This is a genomic window from Microvirga massiliensis (genome assembly GCF_001006805.1).
Taxonomy (GTDB): Bacteria; Pseudomonadota; Alphaproteobacteria; order Rhizobiales; family Beijerinckiaceae; genus Microvirga; species Microvirga massiliensis.
On record NZ_LN811356.1, the window covers coordinates 116,746 to 135,377 of the forward strand.

Consider the following 18,632-nt stretch of genomic DNA (forward strand, 5'->3'; position numbering starts at 1 on the left):
TGCCATCGTGTGCGGGATGGAGCTCATGCGCTTTCAGTTGCGCATTTCCGGAGAGTGCAGCGGTTCACCCCTCACCCGCCGCCCGCAAGGGCGGCAGCGCTAACGTCCAGGATTAATATTCGCTCTTCGCCCATCTTTCGCGGATGTGGAACCGCGCCGGCTCGTCGGCACGGTCGTACACAAACCAATTCAACCTGTCCGCCTCGATGAAGAAGACCGCACTCGCGAGCGTGTTCTCGTTGTCCGGATCCTCGGGATCATCGCGTCGGATCGGAAGACCGGGACCAGCCGTATCCCGGAGGATCGCGAGCGGATCACATCCCTCAGCTACGAGAGCGTCACCCCGCTTCTGGCGCGATCCGGAAGAATCCGTAATGACCTGGGGAACGCTCGCCGCCTCCTCGTGAACGAGATGGTTGGCGTGGAGAGCGGGCGCTGAAATTTCGCGGACCGAGCAGATCCCGGACGTGAACTCGACGCTGAGCAGTCGAGGATCGCCGACCTGTGCAAGCGTGAGATGAAACGCGCCCGAACGCTTCGCTGAACGGATCAGCTCCGTGGCGGAATCGAGGGTAGGGCAGTCGAGCACCGCACGTGTCAGGACCATGCGGGGAAGGCCCTCGGCGGCATCCCGCACCCGGATGTTGTTGACCGTCTGCACCAGGCCATGATCCGTCGCCGCGAAAGTGTGTCCCGGGATCGAGCCCGGATAGACGAAGGCCGTGAAGGGAACGCCGCCGCTCGAGTCGATGCGGGCGAGGGCGCAGAACCCATTGAGGCCCGGATCCCCGTCCTCGTTATGGGCGACCACGCGGCGCTCGCCCGGAATCTGGACCGTGGTGCAGCCATCGGGCGCCATGGCCCAGAGGTCGCCGCGGCAGTTCCAGGCGAAGACCTCGTCGAACGGCAGTTCGAGACCGTCGGCGAGCCCGCGCAACTCGGCGAAGTAGCGCGGGAATTTAGCCTCCACCTCACGAGCCATGGCGAGGAGCCGTGCATTCGAGCGATGGGCAGCGACGCTCGCCCAAGCGGGTGTCGACTTGAGATACTGATGAACGATATGCGCTCCGAAACGGCCGAGCGCTGCGCCGGCCTCGTATGGTTCTCCCGAAATCTCGAGGAGCTCGAGGTGGGCGCGTGTGTCAGTGGACATGCTGAAGAAAGTCCCGGAGGCGGGGATTGTCGGGATTGTCGAGGAGGCCGGAGGGTGGGCCGTCGACGGTGATCTTGCCCTTCTCCATGAAGATGAGCCGCGTGCCGACCTTGCGCGCGAAGGCCATTTCATGAGTCACGACGATCATCGTCATGCCCTCATCCGCGAGACCCTGCATCACGCGGAGCACTTCGTGGCGTAGTTCCGGGTCGAGGGCGGAGGTAGGCTCGTCGAACAGCATGAGCTTCGGCTTGACGGCGAGTGCCCGGGCAATCGCCACCCGCTGCTGCTGGCCGCCGGACAGCTCGCTCGGCAGATGGCCGGCGCGATCCGCGAGTCCGACCTTGGCGAGAAGCTCCCGCGCGAGTTCCTCGGCCTCCTGCTTGGAGGCCCCACGCACACGTCGAGGCCCGAAGGCGACATTCTGCAGTGCCGTCATCTGCGGAAACAGGTTGAACTGCTGGAAGACCATGCCGGCTTCCTGGCGGATCAGACGGACCTGCCGTGCACCATCGCGGACGCTCAGACCATCGACGATCAGATCACCGCCATCGATCGCCTCGAGCGCATTGATGCAGCGCAGGAGCGTGGATTTGCCCGAGCCCGATGGACCGATGAGAACCACCTTCTCGCCGACATCGATCGACAGGTCGACTTCGTCGAGGATGGTCGTCGAGCCGAATCTCTTGGTGACCTGCTTGAATTCCACGATGCTCATGGATTGCGCATCCTCTCTTGGATCAGCCCAAGGACCGGGATTGCAGAACACGACATGCTGAAGTGCTCACAGGATACGCATTCTCTTCTCGGTCATCCTGAGGATCAGCGTCAGCGTACCCGTCATGATGAGATAAAAAACGGCCACCGCGGACCAGATCTCGACGGCCCTGAAGTTGGCCGCCATGATCTCCTGGCCCTGGCGGGTCAGCTCTCCGACCCCGATGACGATGAAGAGCGACGTGTCCTTCAAGCTGACGATGAATTGATTGCCGAGCGCCGGGATCATCCGGCGGAACGCGAGCGGACCTATGATGTAGAGCAGGACCTTCCAGAACGGCAGGCCGAGGGCGAGGCCTGCCTCGCGCAGGCCGCGATGCACGGAGAGAAACGAGCCGCGGACGATCTCGGCAATATAGGCACCGGAATTCACGACAATCGCCGTGATCGCGGCCGAGAGGGGATTAATGCGGATCTCCGCCAGCAGCGGCAGGGCGAAGTAGATGAACATCACCTGAACGACGATCGGCGTGCCGCGGATCACTTCGATATAGACGAACGCGATCGCATTCAGGATGGCGTTCCCGTAGGCGCGCATCAGGCCAGCCAGCACCCCGATGACGAAACCTCCCACCAGCCCTGCGAGCGCGATCAGAACCGTCAGCTGAGCGCCCTGCAGCAGCGCGGGAATCGCATCCCAGACAACCGACCACTCGAAATCCATCGTTCTCATCCTTCGCCCGCGCCGGTGCTATGCCAGACACGTGGGTGGGCTAGAGGCGGCCCATCGGCAGGTCGCCTCTTTTGGTGGTTTCGAACGCGTGCCTCGCAGTGAGGCAGCCTGTCTCACTGCGAAGAATTGCGACCCTCTGCGCTCAGCTCTGCGGCGGCTCTGTTCCGAACCACTTCTTGTAGAGCTCGACGTAGCGCCCATCGGCTTTGATCTTCGCCAAAGCCGCGTTCACCTTGGGAACGAGCTCGCTGCCCTTCGGAAATCCGAAGCCGTACTGATGAGCCATCATCTGGCTGCCGACGGCCTTGACTCTGCCTTTTCCGGCATTTGCAACGTAATAGAGAACATTGGGCGTGTCGTGCATGGCGGCGTCGACCCGGCCGGTCTGAAGCTCGAGATAGGCGTTGTCGATATTCGGGAACTGACGCAACTCGGTCTGCTTGAAGTTCGCCTTTGCGTAATCGGTCGCCGAGGTACCGGTCTTGACCGCAAGCGTCTTGCCGGCAAGGTCATCGGCTCCCTTGATCGGGCTGTCGACAGGAACCATGATCAGGAAGCCGCTGTCATAATATCCGTCCGAGAAGTCGATGGCCTTCTTTCGCTCGTCCTTGATCGTGATGCCGGCGAGCGCAACATCGACCTGCCTGGTCTGAAGCGCGGGAATGATGCCGTTGAAGTCCATGGGCTGCAGCGTGTAGGTGACGCCGATATCCTTGGCGATCATGTCCCACAGGTCGATATCGAAACCGACATACTTGTCGCCCTGCTTGAACTCGAAAGGAACGAAGGCCGTATCGGTCGCGACGACGAGGTCCTTCGCCTGCCCGGGCTGAGCGAAGAGCAGCGTGGAGGCGAGCGCTGCAAAGGCCAGTGTTCGAAACTTCAGCATAGTCTTGTACCCTCTGTCTGGTGACGCACCTTTGGGACGACGTTGCAGCGTCACCCTCATCTCATCGATGCAATTGCGGCATCGACGGCATCGCCAAGGCGCTCGACGATGGTATCGATTTGCTCCCCATTCACGATGAAGGGCGGGGCGAGCAGCACGTGATCCCCGCGCACGCCGTCGATGGTTCCTCCCATGGGATAGACCATCAATCCGCGCTGCATCGCCTCGCGCTTGATGCGGGCATTCAGCTTGAGCTCGGGTGCGAAAGGTTCCTTGCTCGAGCGGTCGGCAACGAACTCGAGTCCGCGGAAGAGGCCGCGGCCCCGAACGTCGCCGACGTGATGATGGTTGCCGAAGCGATCCTCGAGGCGTCGCTGGAGGTGGTCCCCCATTGCGACGACATTGGCGAGGAGATTGTCGCGCCGGATGATCTCCTGCACAGCAAGGCCGGCGGCTGCAGCCATCGGGTGGCCCATATAAGTGTGGCCGTGCTGGAAGAAGCCCGAGCCCTTCGAAAACGCTTCGAAGATGTGGCGCCCGAGAAGAACGGCGCCGATCGGCTGGTAGCCGCCGCCGAGCCCCTTCGCGATCGTCATGAGATCGGGAATGACGCCATCCTGCTCGCAGGCATGCAGCGTGCCGGTGCGGCCCATGCCGCACATCACCTCGTCGAGGATCAGGAGGACACCGTAGCGGTCGCAGATTGCGCGGATGCGCTTCAGATAATCCGCAACGGGTGGTACGGCGCCGGCCGTTGCACCGACGACGGTTTCGGCCACGAAGGCGATAACCTGATCCTCGCCGAGTTCCAGGATCTTGTCCTCGAGGGCCTGTGCGGCGCGCGCCGCATAGGCTTCGTCGCTTTCGCCCGCCTTCTGGAGCCGGTAGGCATAGCAGGGATCGATGTGATGCGTTTCGATCAGCAGGGGGCGAAACTGCGCCCGACGCCACTCGTTGCCGCCGGTTGCGAGCGCGCCGAGGGTGTTGCCGTGATAGCTCTGCCGGCGCGCAATGATGTGCCGGCGCTGGGGCTGTCCCGTCTCGACGAAATATTGCCGCGCCATCTTGAGCGCCGCTTCGATCGCCTCCGATCCGCCGCTCACGAGATAGACATGGTCGAGGACCGCAGGAGCATCCGCGACGAGACGGTCGGCCAGTTGCTCCGCGACTTCGGTCGTGAAGAAGCTCGTATGGGCGTAGGCGAGCTTGTCGAGCTGCGCGTGCAGAGCCGCGATCACGTCCGGATGACCGTGGCCGAGGCAGGAGACAGCGGCTCCCCCAGATGCATCGATGTAGCTTTTCCCCGTCGAGTCGAACAGCTCGATCCCTTTGCCGCCGACGGCGACGGGAAGTGTCGAGTTGGCCTGGCGGTGGAGAATGTGCGTCATGATGATTTCTTTGCGGAGCGGGGTTTGAGATGAGTGTTGAGCACGGACATGTGCCGGTCGGCATGGCGGAGCGCCGCGAGCGCATCGTCGCCGGCGCGGCCGGCAACGAGGGCGCTGAGGACTTCGGCTACCGCGAATGCGGGCGACATGGCGTGGAAGAAGGAGGGGCTGTCGGTCGGCACGAAGACCACCCGCTCGGCGACCTGGGCGAGGGGAGCGACCTCGCTGTCGGTGATCGCCACCACAGGGATGCCGCGCTCCGATGCATATTCGGCGAGTTCGATGGTCTGGCGCGTATAGGGAAAGACGCTCGCAACCAAGAGAACGTCCCGCTCCGTCGCATTCCGCAGCGGGTCCGCACCCGTGCCGGCGATTCCGTCGAGATGGATCGCGCGTTCGCTCATCAGGCTGAGAACGTAGTGTAGATGCCAGGCGACGGAATGGCTCGATCGCAGGCCAAGGCTGTAGATCCGACGCGCGGATGCGAGCAGTTCCGCTGCGGCGGTCAGGCGATCTAGCCCGTCCTCGCTCGCCAGACGCTCGATCTGATGGCCGATCGACCTGAGCATGTCGGCCGCGAGCGCCTTCTCGCCCTTGAGCTTCTGGCTGACGACCTGGACGCCGGCCTTGACGGCAAAGCCGAGATCACCTCCACGCACCGCCTCCGCATGAATTTCCCGGACTTCCTCGTAACCCGACAGCCCGAGGTGCTTGGCGAAACGGGTCATGGTCGCAGGTTGAACGCCAGCCTGGCGGGCCTGCTCGCGCATCGACAGCAAAGCCACCTCGCGCGGATGATCCAGGACATATCGCGCCGCCGTCTGAAGCTGCGCCGACATGGTCTCGTAGGCCGCGACGATCCGTTCGGTCAGAGGGCTGGCGTCCATGGCCCCTGGTAGTTCGTTTTTGCCGCCTCTGCAACATATGTTTCACAATCGGATGGTTTGGTTCTAGTGTTTCAAAATGTGCCCATACCCGTCATGGGGAGCCGCAGTGAAGCGACCCAAGTCTGCGAGGCCAGTCTGGATTGCCTTGCCTGCGGCTCCCCATGACGCGGCGGAAAATCCGAAACGAGCCGGGCAGACGGTACTCAGTCGGCCCCGGTCGGTGACCGCTGCGTCGCGCCGATCCGGCTGGCGACGATGACGGCCTGGGTTCGGCTGTCGACACCGAGCTTGTCGAGGATCGCAGAGACGTGCGCCTTGACGGTCGCCTCGGACACGCCGAGCTCGTAAGCGATTTGTTTGTTGAGGAGACCCTCGGAGAGCATCATCAGGACGCGCACCTGTTGGGGGGTCAGGGTTGCGAGGCGGCGGATCAGGTCTGCGGACTCGGCGTCCTCGCTGCCGGAGAGATCGATGTCCGGTGGAATCCAGGTATCGCCGGCGAGCACGGCCTGGATGGCCGCCCCGATCTGATCCACGTCGAGAGACTTCGGGATGAATCCGGATGCGCCGAATTCCAGGGCGCGCCGGATCACGGTCGGCTCTTCGCTCGCCGAGACGATGACGACCGGGAGCTCGGGATGCTGGGCGCGAAGGTAGATCAGCCCCGAGAAACCTTGAACGCCGGGCATGGTGAGGTCGAGCAGGATCAGGTCGACCTCCTTGGATGCGGCAAGAAGCGAACCCACTTCGTCCATACCGCTCGCCTCCATGACACGGGCCTCCGGCATCAAGGTTCCGATGGCCTGACCGAGCGCCCCGCGAAAGAGCGGGTGGTCATCCGCGATGAGGATCGTGGTCTGGGCCTGCAATATTACATCCTCCCGGGTCCCGATGGACACGTCTCTGGGCATAGCACGATGCGTCCGGAGCGAAGAGAGGGCGGCTCCGGCCCTTTCGTCTACGACTAACTTCTAGGATGCCATCGGGCCATGTCTGCTGCACTTTGCCGGGCGATAGAGAGAGCCTTGCGCCTCCGGGGCATATTGCACTCGGGAAAGGACAGGCATCGCGGAGGAAACTTCATGAGTACGATGACAGCAGTGTCGTCGACGGGAACTGCCGCCCGTCCGATGAGCCCGGAAGAGAAGAAAGTCATCTTCGCCTCATCCCTGGGCACAGTCTTCGAATGGTATGACTTCTATCTGTATGGTTCGCTGTCTGCCATCATTGCGGCACAGTTCTTTTCAGGTGTGAACCCGACGGCTGCCTTCATCTTTGCCCTGATGGCGTTTGCGGCCGGCTTTGCCGTTCGCCCATTCGGCGCGCTGCTGTTCGGTCGCCTCGGAGACCTCGTAGGTCGCAAATACACATTCCTCATCACCATCATGCTCATGGGCGTGTCGACGTTCGTCGTCGGTCTTCTGCCTTCCTACGCTTCGGCCGGCATCATCGCCCCGGTGATCCTGATCGTCCTGCGCCTCGTCCAGGGTCTCGCCCTCGGAGGCGAATATGGCGGCGCAGCGACCTACGTGGCGGAGCACGCTCCACAGGGGCGTCGCGGATTTTACACCAGCTTCATCCAGACGACGGCGACGCTCGGCCTGTTCCTGTCGCTCCTCGTGATCCTCGGTGTGCGCACCTATCTCGGTGAGGCCGAGTTCGCAGCCTGGGGATGGCGTATTCCGTTCCTGCTCTCGATCGTGCTGCTCGGGATTTCCGTCTGGATCCGTCTCCAGCTGCAGGAATCTCCGGCATTCAAGCGCATGAAGGAGGAGGGCACTGGTTCCAAGGCTCCGCTCCGGGAGGCTTTCGGTACGTGGCGTAATGCCAAGATTGCGATCTTCGCCCTCTTTGGCAGCACCGCCGGCCAGGCTGTCGTCTGGTACACGGGTCAGTTCTATGCCCTGTTCTTCCTGACGCAGACATTGAAGATGAACGCGACGACGGCGAACATCCTCATCGCCGTCTCTCTCGCGATCGGCACGCCCTTCTTCATCTTCTTCGGTTGGCTGTCCGACAAGATCGGTCGCAAGCCGATCATCCTCGGTGGCTGCCTGCTGGCCGCGCTCACCTACTTCCCGCTGTTCTCGGCCCTGACGCAGGCCGTGAACCCGGATCTAGCCGCTGCTCAAACGGCCGCGCCGGTCACGGTCGTCGCGGATCCGGCGAGCTGTTCGTTCCAGTTCAACCCCGTCGGCACCTCGCAGTTCACGTCGTCCTGCGACATCGCCAAGGGTTTCCTGGCCCGCAACTCGGTGAACTATCACAACGTGGCCGCTCCGGCAGGAACCGTTGCGAAGGTGAAGCTCGGGGACAAGGAGTTCGCCTCCTTCGAGGGCACCGGTCTACCCGCAGACGCTCTGAAGGCCCAGACCGCTGCGTTCAACAAGTCGATGACGGAAGCGATCCGCGCTGCCGGATATCCGGCAGCGGCCGACCCTACCAAGGTGAACACGGTCCTGGCCGTGGCGATCCTGACTTTGCTCGTGATCTACGTCACGATGGTCTACGGCCCAATCGCCGCGCAGCTCGTCGAGCTGTTCCCGACCCGGATCCGGTATTCCGGCATGTCGCTGCCCTACCACATTGGCAACGGCTGGTTCGGAGGCTTCCTGCCGACGACCGCCTTCGCCATGGTGGCCGCGACGGGCGATATCTACTACGGGCTCTGGTACCCGATCGTGGTCGCGCTTGGGACCTTCGTGATCGGTCTCCTGTTCATTCCGGAGACGAAGGACCGCGATATCTTCACCTATACCGGAGAAGAAAAGCTCGGCTGAGCCGACACGAATGCGGGAGGCCCGATCCTCATGTGATCGGGCCCTTGCAAGGCCGGTCGCCACAGTCGGCAAGATCAGGCAAGGCGCTTCCATCTCGAAGGGTGGCGGCGCCTTCACCATTTCTGGGTCACTGACATGCAATCCTGCCGGATGGTAGTGACGCGTCTCGGCTCGTTCTCCACAAGGAAGCGGCTCGGCGGGACCACTCGCTTTCTTCGGGCCAGTCGCGTCCGAAGCGCTCGAGGGGCGACCATCATCCCTGTGCGCCAGAACTGGTGTGGCGCTGCCGGACTGGCCTATCGGAAGCGCGTGTAGGGCGTGACAAGGTCGGCGCGTCATCACGCCCGCCGTTGCCTCCGTGACAGCGGCAGGGCGAATCCTTAACTTTGACGCAACAACACTTAACTTACTCGTGGGGGTCCCCGGCATGTCGGAGCAGAGCGAGGCGGCCGTTCAGCAAGCAGTCGGCCGCAGCTGTGGTTTTGCGGCGCTTGTCATCGGGAGCGTCGTGAACGCGCTGGCATTCATGCCGATTCCGGCCATCAAGGCTGGCGGATATCTGTCGCTGATCACGGCGTTGTTCCTCGTGCTGCAAGCCAGTCGGGCCGAGCAGGCCTTACGGCCCGCAGCTCCGGCGCGACGCACCGGCAGGGTCCGGTCCGAACCGATGCTCGGTGCGGTCAAGCGCAAGGCCCTTCTGCGGTACGCCTATCTGTTCGCCTTGGCTGCGGCGGTGTGCCTTTCAATCGGCCTCGCCGGCGATCTGAACCTGACCCTTCGCTCGTAGGGCTGGCGCAGCGCGGCACGTGCCTCACGTGCCCGTCAGGTGGAGCAGGATCTCCCGCCGGTGTGGCGCATCGCGGTGCTCGACGAAGTAGAGTCCCTGCCAAGTGCCGAGAGCCGGCCGCCCGTCCTGCACCGGGATCTGGACTGAGACATCGGTCAGCATCGTGCGAATATGGGCCGGCATGTCGTCCGGTCCCTCGAGATGGTGCCGATAGGGCGCAGCACGCGGCGCGAGCCGGTCGAGCGCCGTCATCAGATCCCGGCGTACATCCGGATCGGCATTCTCCTGAATTGTCAGGGAGGCCGAGGTATGGCGGCAGAACGCGACGAGGAGCCCGGTTCGGCAGTTTGCTTGCGCGACCCATCGCGCGACGGGAGCCGTGATGTCGGTAAAGCCGGGTCCCGGCGTATCGACAATGAGATGGCCCTGAACCTGCAGGGTCACCGGACCTTTCGCGAGAGTTTCGACAGCGCCGCTCATTTCCCGGTCTCCCGCATGGGGAAGATCTCCTTCTCGCCCCGTTCTAGAATCTTTTCGAGGGTCTCGATCCGATCGGCCTCGGCAGATGGCTTGTCCCAGCGGATCCGGTTAATGCGGGGAAAACGCATGGCCACGCCGGACTTGTGCCGCGTCGAGCGCTGCAGTCCTTCGAACGCGACTTCGAGCACGAGTCCTCTCGTTATGCCGTGCTCGACCTCACGGACCGGACCGAAGCGCTTCACGGTGTGATTGCGGACATAGCGGTCGAGCTGCACGAGCTCCTCGTCCGTGAAACCATGATAGGCCTTCCCGACCGGCACGAGCTCGTCGCCATGCGCTCCCGCACGCCAGACCCCGAAGGTGTAGTCCGAGTAGAAGGACGAGCGTTTCCCATGGCCGCGCTGCGCATACATCATCACGGCATCGACGAGGTAGGGATCACGTTTCCATTTGAACCAGTGCCCCTTGGGCCGGCCTGGCAGATAGGGGCTATCGGCGCGCTTCACCATGCACCCCTCGATCGCGCCGGCATCGGGGCCGGCACCGACCGAGGCTGGATCCGCGCGCGCCGCCGCAAGCTCGTCCCAGCTCGTGAATGAAATGAGCGGCGACAGGTCGATCCGGGGATCGTCGAGCCTCATGATGAAGCGTTCAAGGCGCTGGCGCCGCTCCCGGAAGGGCAGGTCACGCAGATCTGCTCCCTCTTCGGTGAGAATATCGTAGACCCGCAAGTGAGCCGGAAACTCGGCCAGGAGTTTCGGCGTGACGGTCTTTCGATTGAGGCGCTGCTGAAGCACGTTGAAGCTCTGCACACGCCCATCGCGGACGATCAGCAATTCGCCGTCGAGCGCGGCATCGAATGTGAGGGCCTCGACCAGATCCGGGAATGCGCGCGACACATCCTCACCGGTGCGGGAATAGATGCGGCTGTCCGCACGGCCATTGTCCGTTCGCCCGGACACGGCCTGGAGCCGGATTCCATCCCATTTCCATTCGGCCAGGAACTCGGATGGGTCGAGCTTCTCGAAATCCTCGTCTTCCAGCGGGTGCGAGAGCATCGGTGGACGGAAGGGAGCCGGGTTTTCCGAGGAGGGTTTCTGGCCACGCCCTTCGACCCAGGCGAACAGATCCAGATAAGGCGGAGCAAGCCCATGCCAGACGAGTTCGATCTCGTCCGGCTCATACCCGCCCAGCTGGGCAACGGCCGTCTTGGCGAGCCGGGCCGAGACGCCGACCCTCAACTCTCCGGTGATCAGCTTCAGGAGCGCCCAGCGCCCGGATTCGTCGAGTGCATCGAGCCAGCCGGCGAGCCGGGCCGGGAGGTCGGCCTTGCCGGTCCGAGCGAGACCCTCGACGACCTCCGTGATCGTCGGAGCCGAGAGGGGAGGCCGGTTGTGGCCGATCACTCCCGGGCTCGCGGATGATCCGGGTGCAGGCCAGATCAATGCGGTTGCTTCCGCGAGATCGCCCACATAGTGATACGACATGCGAAACAGCACCGGATCGACCCGCTCCTCGGCGAGACCCCGGATGACGTTGGGCTTCGCCTCACGGAAGCTCAGCGCGCCCGTCATAGCGGCGAGCGCGAAACCCCGGTCCGGGTCGGGCGTATGGCTGAAATAGTCGGCGAGGAGCCGCAGCTTCGCGTTGCGGCGCGGCTCGTAGACCAAGCGATCGAGGAGGGCCGCAAAGCGGTTCACGGCGTCGGTCCTGTATGGGGCGCCTGCTCCTCGATCTCACCCTCGTCCCCGTATCCAAGCATATGCAGAGGCCGTGCGGCGATTCTGCGGGTCGAGCACCAATGCACCAGCGCATCCTCCTGGCCGTGGGTCACCCACACTTCACCGGCGCCCGTCTCGAGAATGGTGCGGCACAGATCGTCCCAATCCGCGTGATCGGAGATGATGAGCGGAAGCTCGACGCCCTTCTGCCGTGCGCGGGCCCGGACGCGCATCCATCCGGAGGCGAAGCAGGTCACCGGATCGGGGAAGCGCCGGGACCAGAGGTCCTGGATCGCGCTGGGGGGGCAAATCACGATCGCGCCGCCGAGCCGGCCGCGCTCGGCTGCGATCACCTTCGGGGTCTCGCCGAGAGGGATGCCTTCGCTCTTGTAGAGCGCAGTGAGCCGCTCCATCGCACCGTGCAGGTAGATCGGCGCCTCATAGCCCGCCTCGCGAAGCAGGGCGATGAGTCGCTGCGCCTTGCCGAGGGCGTAGGCGCCCACGATATGCGTGCGCTCCGGAAACAGTGCGGCGGATTGCAGGAGCTTGCGTACCTCGCTTCGGCTGTCCGGATGACGGAAGACGGGCAACCCGAAGGTCGCCTCGGTGATGAAGACATCGCAGGGGACGACCTCGTAGGGCAGGCAGGTCGGATCCTCGGTGCGCTTGTAGTCGCCCGAGATCACGACCCGTGTGCCACCGGCCTCGATGACGATCTGGGCGGAGCCCAGAACATGTCCGGCCGGTGTGAAGCGCACCTCGACATCGCCGATCTTCTGCCTGAGGCCGAGCCGCGCTTCCTGCATCACTCCTGCGAACCCCTCGCCATAGCGCGCCGCCATGATCCGGAGCGTCTCGCCGGTCGCCATGACCGCACCGTGGCCGGCCCGGGCGTGATCGGAATGCCCGTGCGTGATCAGCGCCCGGTTCGTCGGGCGTGTCGGATCGATGTGGAAGTCGCCGAGCGGGCAGTAGAGGCCCTGGGGCGTCTGGGTGAGGATATCCGTGGAACGCAACGCCATCGGATCCGATATAGGGCCGAAAGGGCAGCGTCGGCAGAGCCAATGCGCCGGGCTCATGGCTGGATCGCGGTCCAGTGTTGCCTTGTCCGACCAGAGATTTCCGCAGATTCGGTGCCGTTGACCGGGAATGCGCCGAACGTTGATGGTTGCCCCGCAGAACCGCTACAGATCGTTCGCGACACGGCCCGATATTGCCGGCGACAGAGAGAAAGTGAGGACCGTTTGGCCAAGCAGTTTCAGTCCATAGAGCCGGCGCTGCGCGAATTCATCGAGCGGCAGCACGTCTTCTTCGTCGCCTCTGCGACTCCCGACAGCCGCGTGAACGTATCCCCGAAGGCGCTGAATGCCCTGCGTGTTCTCGGGCCGAACACGGTCGCCTATCTCGACCTGACCGGGAGCGGAAACGAGACCGCTGCGCATATGCTGGCGAATGGACGCCTCACGATCATGTTCTGCGCCTTCGAAGGACCGCCGATGATCCTGCGTCTCTATGGTCGTGGCCGGGTGCTGAGGCGATCGAGCCCGGAATACACCAATCTGCTCGCCGAGGCCTTCGAGGGGCACGGGCCCCTCGGCTCCCGTCACATCGTGGTGCTCGACATCGACCTCGTCCAGACTTCCTGCGGCTTCGGGGTGCCGTCGTTCGAGTATAGGGGTGAGCGGCCGAGCCTCCCGCGTTGGGCCGAGGCCAAGGGGGAGGCTGGTCTCGAGGCCTACTGGCTCGAAAAGAACGCGCGCAGCATCGACGGTCTTCCGACCGGACTCGTGGATGAGACCGCTGCCGCGGAGGCCCTCGACTGAATGCCTGGACCGGACGGGTGGCGGCGCTAGACTCGGCTTGTGCAGGTGTCCCCCGTCTCTCTCCTTCCTCCACCATTCGAGGCCTGGTTCGCGAGCCGCGGATGGTCGCCTCGCCAGCATCAGCTCGATCTCGTCGAAAAGGCTCGCCAAGGCCGTTCGGTTCTGCTCGTCGCGCCGACCGGGGCCGGCAAGACGCTGGCGGGCTTTCTCCCGAGCCTCGTCGAGTTGACGGAGAGGGACCGCACCGCTGAGGGCTCGCCACCGGCCGGATCGCGCCGGCGATCGGAAGGAGGGGCCCTGCACACGCTCTACGTCTCGCCCCTGAAGGCTCTTGCGGTCGACATTGCCCGAAATCTCGAGGCGCCGATCCGCGAGATGGCGCTCAATGTGCGGGTCGAGACCCGTACCGGAGATACCTCTGCGCACAAGCGGGCGCGGCAGATCGAAAAGCCGCCGGACATTCTCCTGACGACACCGGAGCAACTCGCGCTTCTTCTCGCTCATCCCGATGCTCGGGAACTCTTCTCCGGGCTGCGCCGGGTGATCCTGGACGAACTGCATGCCCTCGTCACGTCGAAGCGGGGTGATCTGCTCTCCCTCGGCCTGGCACGCCTGTGGGCGATGGCGCCGGATCTCACCACGATCGGGCTATCCGCTACCGTCCGGGAGCCGGGCGATCTGCGCCGCTATCTGGTGCCGCAACGGAGCGGTACTAACGCACTCGCCGATCTCGTCGTCGTGGAGGGAGGCGCGCGACCGATGATCCGCCTGCTTGATGTCGATGCTCCGCTTCCACTGGCCGGGCATACGGCGTCCCATGCGATGTGCGCGATCTACGAGTTGATCCGCAAACACAGGATGTCGCTCGTCTTCGTCAATACGCGGATGCAGGCGGAGTTCGTGTTCCAAGCGCTGTGGTCGCTGAACGAGGATGTGCTTCCGATTGCACTTCATCACAGCTCGCTCGATGTCTCGCAGCGCCGGCGCGTCGAGGAGGCGATGGCGTCGGGTCGTCTCAAGGCCGTCGTGTGTACGGCGACGCTCGATCTCGGGATCGACTGGGGAGATGTCGACCTCGTGATCAATGTCGGCGCTCCCAAAGGAGCGTCCCGCATCATGCAGCGGATCGGGCGATCGAACCATCGCATGGACGAACCGTCCGAGGCCTATCTCGTGCCGGCAAACCGCTTCGAGCTCCTGGAATGCCGGGCCGCTCTCGATGCCGTGGAGGCGGCCGCACAGGACACGCCCGATGCCAGGATCGGCGCGCTCGACGTGCTCTGCCAGCACGTTCTCGGTGTCGCCTGCGGCGAGCCCTTTCGGCTGGAGGACCTTTACGACGAGGTCCGGTCCGCCGCGCCTTATTCGAACCTCGCCTGGGAGGATTTCGAGGCCTGCGTGGCTTTCGTGGCGACCGGCGGCTACGCGCTTCGGTCCTACGAACGCTTCGCGAAGATCGTCAAAGGCAAGGACGGACTCTGGCGCGTGCGCGACGGGCGTGTCGCCCAGCAATACCGTCTGAACGTCGGAACGATCGTCGAGGCGACCATGCTGAAGGTGCGCCTCGGGCGCAGCGCACGCACGAAGCCCGGGTCGGTGCTCCCGCGCGGCGGCCGCGTGCTCGGCGAGATCGAGGAGTATTTTGCCGAGACGATGTCGGTCGGCGATACCTTTCTGTTCGCCGGAGAGGTGCTGCGTTTCGAGGGCATCGTCGAGGATTCGGTGCTCGTGACCCGGACGAGCGCGGGCACGGATCCGAAGATCCCGTCCTATGCGGGCGGCAAGTTTCCGCTCTCGTCGTTCCTCGCCGCGCGGGTCCGCGAGATCCTCGCCGATCCCTTCGAATGGGACCGCCTCCCGCGTCAGCTTACCGAATGGCTTCTCCAGCAGCGGCGGCGCTCGATCGTGCCGGGCGCGCGGGATCTGCTCGTCGAGACCTTTCCGCGGTCCGGGCGCCACTACCTGACCTGCTTTCCGTTCGAGGGGCGGCTGGCCCATCAGACACTCGGCATGCTCCTGACCCGCCGTCTCGAGCGCGCCAGGATGCGGCCCCTCGGCTTCGTGGCGAACGATTACGGCTTGGCGATCTGGGGCCTTGGCGATCTGACCGCCGCCGCAGGCCGCGAGCCAGGTTTCATGGATCGGCTGTTCGACCAGGATATGCTCGGCGACGATCTCGAGGATTGGCTCGCCGAGTCGGCCCTGATGAAGCGCACCTTCCGGACCTGTGCGATCATCGCCGGCCTGATCGAGCGGCGATTCCCGGGACAGGAGAAGACGCGACGCCAGGTCACGATCTCGACGGATCTGGTCTACGACGTGCTGCGCAAGCACGAGCCGGATCACGTCCTGCTCCGGGCTGCACGGGCCGATGCGGCAACGGGACTCCTCGACGTGAGGCGCCTCGGCATGATGCTCCAGCGCATCCGCGGGCGAATCATTCACAAGCCCCTGGATCGTGTGTCTCCTCTGGGCGTCTCCGTCATGCTCGAGATCGGGCGGGAGCGGGTCTATGGCGAAGGGGCGGACGAGATCCTGGCCGAAGCGGAAGCGGTGCTGCTCGAAGAGGCTCTGGCGTGACGGCTTTGCTGAAGACCAAGAGAACGACCGACGAGACCGAGATCGCGGGCGTTCATGCCCAGCTCGATCTCTCGGGGGCTCTCTATCTCCCGGAGGAGCGGGTCCTGCTCGTCGCCGACCTGCACCTCGAGAAAGGCTCCTCTCTCGCGCGGCGCGGCATGTTTCTGCCGCCGTACGATACCCGCGAGACGCTCATGACCTTACGGGAGGTCGTGGCCCGCTTCGATCCGCATACCGTCATGGCTCTAGGCGACAGCTTCCATGACATCGACGGGCCGGAGCGTCTCGGCACGGAAGAGCGGGACATGCTCGCTGCTCTGCAAGCCGGGCGCGATTGGCTCTGGGTCACCGGCAATCACGACAACGAGCTGCCGCCGTCGATCGGCGGATCCGTCGTGACCGAACTGAAGCTCGGAAACCTTGTATTGCGGCATGAGCCGCTTGCGGGCGCGGCAGGAGAGATCGCCGGTCATCTGCATCCGGTCGGCAAGGTCGCGATGCGAGGGCGTTCCGTTCGCCGGCGCTGCTTCGTTGTCGACGGGAACCGCTGTGTCATGCCGGCATTCGGTGCTCTGGCGAGCGGCTTGAATGCATGCGACGTGGCCTTCAAGCCGCTCTTCCCGAACGGCTTCACCGCGCATTTGATCGGCACAGGCCGCATTTACGCAATCGGTCGTGGCATGCTCTGCCGCGATTGAAGGCAGTCGGAAAGCGAATGCACGGCGTAGAGTGCATGGATTCGGATCCCGCGAGTGCGCGGGATCGCAACGAAACTACCGATTTGCGCAAAGAACTCGCAAACTTCTGTCAGGAGCCAATTATGGTCTACTTGACGGCTGGATCATCGCGCAATGAGTTTGCTGTGTCCAGCGCTCTTCGGTGAATCAGGTCTTGCGATGGCACTGAGGTGTTCTACGCTGTTTCACACACTTGCAGCGCCGGTTGGAGATCCTACCGTTTATGCTTTCGTTCACCAGTCAAAGTGGATATGAGCGCAGGCATCACTCATTGAATCGATGACCTGGAGCCCTCGCGTAGGGATACAGGAAAAGCCGGCACCGATCGGCAATCGCCAACCGATTATGCACCCGCGGTGATGTGCATCAATTGAATGCATCGATCGAGAACAACTCGCTGTCGTCGATCCGCATGTCCACGTCATTCACGTGTCGAAGCAGATCATTCACCTCGGTGGCAATAGTGCTGCGATCAGCTGGGTCTGTGCGCTTCGGTGCGGAGGTGAGGCGTGCGACAGCATCAGTCAATAAGCGACGCGAAAATAGGCACGCTGCGACAAGATCCAACGGCAGAAAGTGATCCCGAGCCAGGAACGCACAGTGTTCCGGCGCGAGGCTCTCGAATGCCTCGGGGTCGACCGTAAGGTATCGGCCCTTGTCCGTCGGGATCCCTTCGAGCTTGGCGAGAGCGCCCGCCAGGAAGAGACGCTCCGCCGCAAGGTTGAGACGCCTGTGCCCCGCTTCGAGTCGTGTCAGAAGAGATGCCAGCGGTTGCAGATCGGCCTGAAGGGAATCCGCCGTCGTCATGAGTGGCGCACCCTGAGCATCGGGGGGCGCGATCCCGAGTTCTGGAGCAATCTCGAGCTTCGGAACTGCTCCCAGTGGTAACGCCAAGCGGAACGGCAGACAGCGAAGCGCGATCGGCATGTAGCTGCGCCGCCAGCGGCCATCCTCGTCGACTGCAGGCACCCGAGTCAGTCCGGCCTGCAGCAATGTCACGACGTGAAGTCCATCCTCTGTCTCCGCGATGACAATCGGCAGGTGGTGCGAACTCTGGAGCAGTTCCGAATCGGCAAGAGGAAGATGTGTCAGGGCCGACGCGAAAGCGAAGGACGGCGGGCGCCTCCAGTTCTGGCCCGAGACACTCTCCAGGGGAACGAACCGGAAGGCGGAAAATGGGTTGAGGCTCATTGTGCGGTGCTCGTCAAACGACCGGCTTCGTTTGCGGCGCGCACCAAGCCGGCGATGCGGAACAGCGAAATACGATGCGCACCCAGAAATATCCCGCTGATAGAGCCGAGCCGCCTCAGGACTTGGTAGAGCCGATCGGACACCTTTTCCACGGGGCCGACGACCAGCATGTCGGGTACGTGGGCCCCAGGCGGCAAGGCTTTGGGGTCTACGACCCACGGGACGAGGCAGTCCACCTCGACAAGGGCTTCAGTAATTCTTTCCGTCTGTGGAAGATCGGTGCGGAAGAAGGCGGCTGCGCGCAGGCGTGTTTCAGCCCCACGTGTCAGTCCGCCCTGGGTGGTGAGGATAGGTGATCCTATGTCGGTCGGCTCGTCCGCGATGACATTGTCGATCAGGATCGGGCTTTCGCCCCCTTGTTCGACAGGCGCATCGGCGACGAAGGGATAGGCCTGAAGCGACAGCGGCAAGGCAGAGGGAATGCGAGCGAACTCGCGCAGATGCCCATGCCCGTCCGGCATGAGGCTCCTCAAGGCGACCAGCGTGGGCCGTGCGCCGCCTGCGATCCAGCAGATCGGATAGAAGGCTGCGAGGTTCAGGGCCTCCGTATGGACCACCGGGCAGGTCTGTGCCTCCCGCACCGCGCGGTAGGATTCTGGCGCGAAGATGCGGGTGCCGCTATGGACTGCGCTCGGCGAAACAGGATTCTCATAGAGCGACGCGCCAACTGTCATTAAGTTTTCACCAGTCATGCTGACATCTCGCG

Annotated in this window: 17 protein-coding genes; 5 read left to right on the plus strand and 12 right to left on the minus strand. The window is 63.7% G+C overall.

All coding sequences use genetic code 11. The annotated features are described in order from the left end of the window. Positions 1-112: 112 nt before the first annotated feature. The 7 genes from BN1233_RS21065 to BN1233_RS21095 form a co-directional block, all read right to left on the minus strand. On the minus strand, positions 113-1,153 hold the full coding sequence (locus BN1233_RS21065; RefSeq protein ID WP_046865588.1) for a C45 family autoproteolytic acyltransferase/hydrolase: 1,041 nt from the start codon (positions 1,151-1,153) through the stop codon (positions 113-115). Beyond that, positions 1,143-1,871, minus strand: coding sequence for a glutamine ABC transporter ATP-binding protein GlnQ (glnQ, locus tag BN1233_RS21070; protein WP_046865589.1), 729 nt, complete (start codon positions 1,869-1,871; stop codon positions 1,143-1,145). Before glnQ ends, BN1233_RS21065 begins: the two co-directional genes overlap by 11 nt. A gap of 66 nt (positions 1,872-1,937) precedes the next feature. Beyond that, on the minus strand, positions 1,938-2,594 hold the full coding sequence (gene glnP, locus BN1233_RS21075; RefSeq protein WP_046865590.1) for a glutamine ABC transporter permease GlnP: 657 nt from the start codon (positions 2,592-2,594) through the stop codon (positions 1,938-1,940). 151 nt (positions 2,595-2,745) lie between these two features. Continuing rightward, complete coding sequence (gene glnH, locus BN1233_RS21080; protein ID WP_046865591.1) at positions 2,746-3,492, minus strand: glutamine ABC transporter substrate-binding protein GlnH; 747 nt, start codon at positions 3,490-3,492, stop codon at positions 2,746-2,748. A gap of 56 nt (positions 3,493-3,548) precedes the next feature. Then, on the minus strand, positions 3,549-4,880 hold the full coding sequence (locus tag BN1233_RS21085; protein WP_046865592.1) for an aspartate aminotransferase family protein: 1,332 nt from the start codon (positions 4,878-4,880) through the stop codon (positions 3,549-3,551). Continuing rightward, positions 4,877-5,767: a MurR/RpiR family transcriptional regulator gene (locus BN1233_RS21090; protein WP_046865593.1), complete on the minus strand. Its 891-nt coding sequence runs from the start codon at positions 5,765-5,767 to the stop codon at positions 4,877-4,879. Before BN1233_RS21090 ends, BN1233_RS21085 begins: the two co-directional genes overlap by 4 nt. A 203-nt stretch (positions 5,768-5,970) precedes the next feature. Next, positions 5,971-6,636, minus strand: coding sequence for a response regulator (locus BN1233_RS21095; RefSeq protein WP_046865594.1), 666 nt, complete (start codon positions 6,634-6,636; stop codon positions 5,971-5,973). Positions 6,637-6,849: 213 nt separating this feature from the next. On the opposite strand from BN1233_RS21095, the gene BN1233_RS21100 reads away from it, so the two are divergent. Both BN1233_RS21100 and BN1233_RS21105 read left to right on the plus strand, forming a co-directional pair. Next, complete coding sequence (locus BN1233_RS21100; protein ID WP_244470796.1) at positions 6,850-8,547, plus strand: MFS transporter; 1,698 nt, start codon at positions 6,850-6,852, stop codon at positions 8,545-8,547. 427 nt (positions 8,548-8,974) lie between these two features. Beyond that, complete coding sequence (locus tag BN1233_RS21105) at positions 8,975-9,334, plus strand: hypothetical protein (protein WP_046865595.1); 360 nt, start codon at positions 8,975-8,977, stop codon at positions 9,332-9,334. Positions 9,335-9,358: 24 nt separating this feature from the next. Here BN1233_RS21105 and BN1233_RS21110 read toward each other — a convergent pair whose 3' ends face one another. The 3 genes from BN1233_RS21110 to BN1233_RS21120 are packed head-to-tail and all read right to left on the minus strand — an operon-like array spanning position 9,359 to position 12,557. Then, positions 9,359-9,814: a secondary thiamine-phosphate synthase enzyme YjbQ gene (locus BN1233_RS21110; protein ID WP_046865596.1), complete on the minus strand. Its 456-nt coding sequence runs from the start codon at positions 9,812-9,814 to the stop codon at positions 9,359-9,361. Continuing rightward, a complete protein-coding gene (locus tag BN1233_RS21115; RefSeq protein WP_046865597.1) occupies positions 9,811-11,514 on the minus strand; it encodes a cisplatin damage response ATP-dependent DNA ligase in 1,704 nt (567 codons plus the stop codon). The genes BN1233_RS21110 and BN1233_RS21115 overlap by 4 nt, the downstream gene beginning before the upstream one ends. Next, positions 11,511-12,557 carry a ligase-associated DNA damage response exonuclease gene (locus BN1233_RS21120; protein ID WP_046865598.1) on the minus strand — a complete coding sequence of 349 codons (1,047 nt, stop codon included), beginning with the start codon at positions 12,555-12,557 and terminating at the stop codon, positions 11,511-11,513. Before BN1233_RS21120 ends, BN1233_RS21115 begins: the two co-directional genes overlap by 4 nt. 222 nt (positions 12,558-12,779) lie before the next feature. Here BN1233_RS21120 and BN1233_RS21125 point away from each other — a divergent pair, with 222 nt between their 5' ends. From BN1233_RS21125 to pdeM, 3 genes are read left to right on the plus strand one after another with little or no spacing between them, the layout of a single operon-like run. After that, the gene (locus BN1233_RS21125; protein ID WP_046865599.1) at positions 12,780-13,358 is read left to right on the plus strand and encodes a pyridoxamine 5'-phosphate oxidase family protein; all 579 of its coding nucleotides are present in this window, start codon (positions 12,780-12,782) and stop codon (positions 13,356-13,358) included. Between the two features lie 45 nt (positions 13,359-13,403). Beyond that, a complete protein-coding gene (locus tag BN1233_RS21130) occupies positions 13,404-15,938 on the plus strand; it encodes a ligase-associated DNA damage response DEXH box helicase (RefSeq protein ID WP_046865824.1) in 2,535 nt (844 codons plus the stop codon). Beyond that, positions 15,935-16,636 carry a ligase-associated DNA damage response endonuclease PdeM gene (gene pdeM, locus BN1233_RS21135; protein WP_046865600.1) on the plus strand — a complete coding sequence of 234 codons (702 nt, stop codon included), beginning with the start codon at positions 15,935-15,937 and terminating at the stop codon, positions 16,634-16,636. Before BN1233_RS21130 ends, pdeM begins: the two co-directional genes overlap by 4 nt. Before the next feature lie 405 nt (positions 16,637-17,041). Here pdeM and BN1233_RS21140 read toward each other — a convergent pair whose 3' ends face one another. Both BN1233_RS21140 and BN1233_RS21145 read right to left on the minus strand, forming a co-directional pair. Further along, the gene (locus tag BN1233_RS21140) at positions 17,042-17,866 is read right to left on the minus strand and encodes a SapC family protein (RefSeq protein ID WP_046865601.1); all 825 of its coding nucleotides are present in this window, start codon (positions 17,864-17,866) and stop codon (positions 17,042-17,044) included. Continuing rightward, positions 17,863-18,600: a SapC family protein gene (locus BN1233_RS21145; RefSeq protein ID WP_046865602.1), complete on the minus strand. Its 738-nt coding sequence runs from the start codon at positions 18,598-18,600 to the stop codon at positions 17,863-17,865. Before BN1233_RS21145 ends, BN1233_RS21140 begins: the two co-directional genes overlap by 4 nt. Positions 18,601-18,632 lie beyond the last annotated feature (32 nt).

Coding starts and splice junctions, on each gene's coding strand:
- BN1233_RS21065 (WP_046865588.1), bottom strand. CDS start 1,153: ATGTCCACTGACACACGCGCCCACCTCGAGCTCCTCGAGATTTCGGGA.
- glnQ (WP_046865589.1), bottom strand. CDS start 1,871: ATGAGCATCGTGGAATTCAAGCAGGTCACCAAGAGATTCGGCTCGACG.
- glnP (WP_046865590.1), bottom strand. CDS start 2,594: ATGGATTTCGAGTGGTCGGTTGTCTGGGATGCGATTCCCGCGCTGCTG.
- glnH (WP_046865591.1), bottom strand. CDS start 3,492: ATGCTGAAGTTTCGAACACTGGCCTTTGCAGCGCTCGCCTCCACGCTG.
- BN1233_RS21085 (WP_046865592.1), bottom strand. CDS start 4,880: ATGACGCACATTCTCCACCGCCAGGCCAACTCGACACTTCCCGTCGCC.
- BN1233_RS21090 (WP_046865593.1), bottom strand. CDS start 5,767: ATGGACGCCAGCCCTCTGACCGAACGGATCGTCGCGGCCTACGAGACC.
- BN1233_RS21100 (WP_244470796.1), top strand. CDS start 6,850: ATGAGTACGATGACAGCAGTGTCGTCGACGGGAACTGCCGCCCGTCCG.
- BN1233_RS21105 (WP_046865595.1), top strand. CDS start 8,975: ATGTCGGAGCAGAGCGAGGCGGCCGTTCAGCAAGCAGTCGGCCGCAGC.
- BN1233_RS21110 (WP_046865596.1), bottom strand. CDS start 9,814: ATGAGCGGCGCTGTCGAAACTCTCGCGAAAGGTCCGGTGACCCTGCAG.
- BN1233_RS21120 (WP_046865598.1), bottom strand. CDS start 12,557: ATGGCGTTGCGTTCCACGGATATCCTCACCCAGACGCCCCAGGGCCTC.
- BN1233_RS21140 (WP_046865601.1), bottom strand. CDS start 17,866: ATGAGCCTCAACCCATTTTCCGCCTTCCGGTTCGTTCCCCTGGAGAGT.
- BN1233_RS21145 (WP_046865602.1), bottom strand. CDS start 18,600: ATGACAGTTGGCGCGTCGCTCTATGAGAATCCTGTTTCGCCGAGCGCA.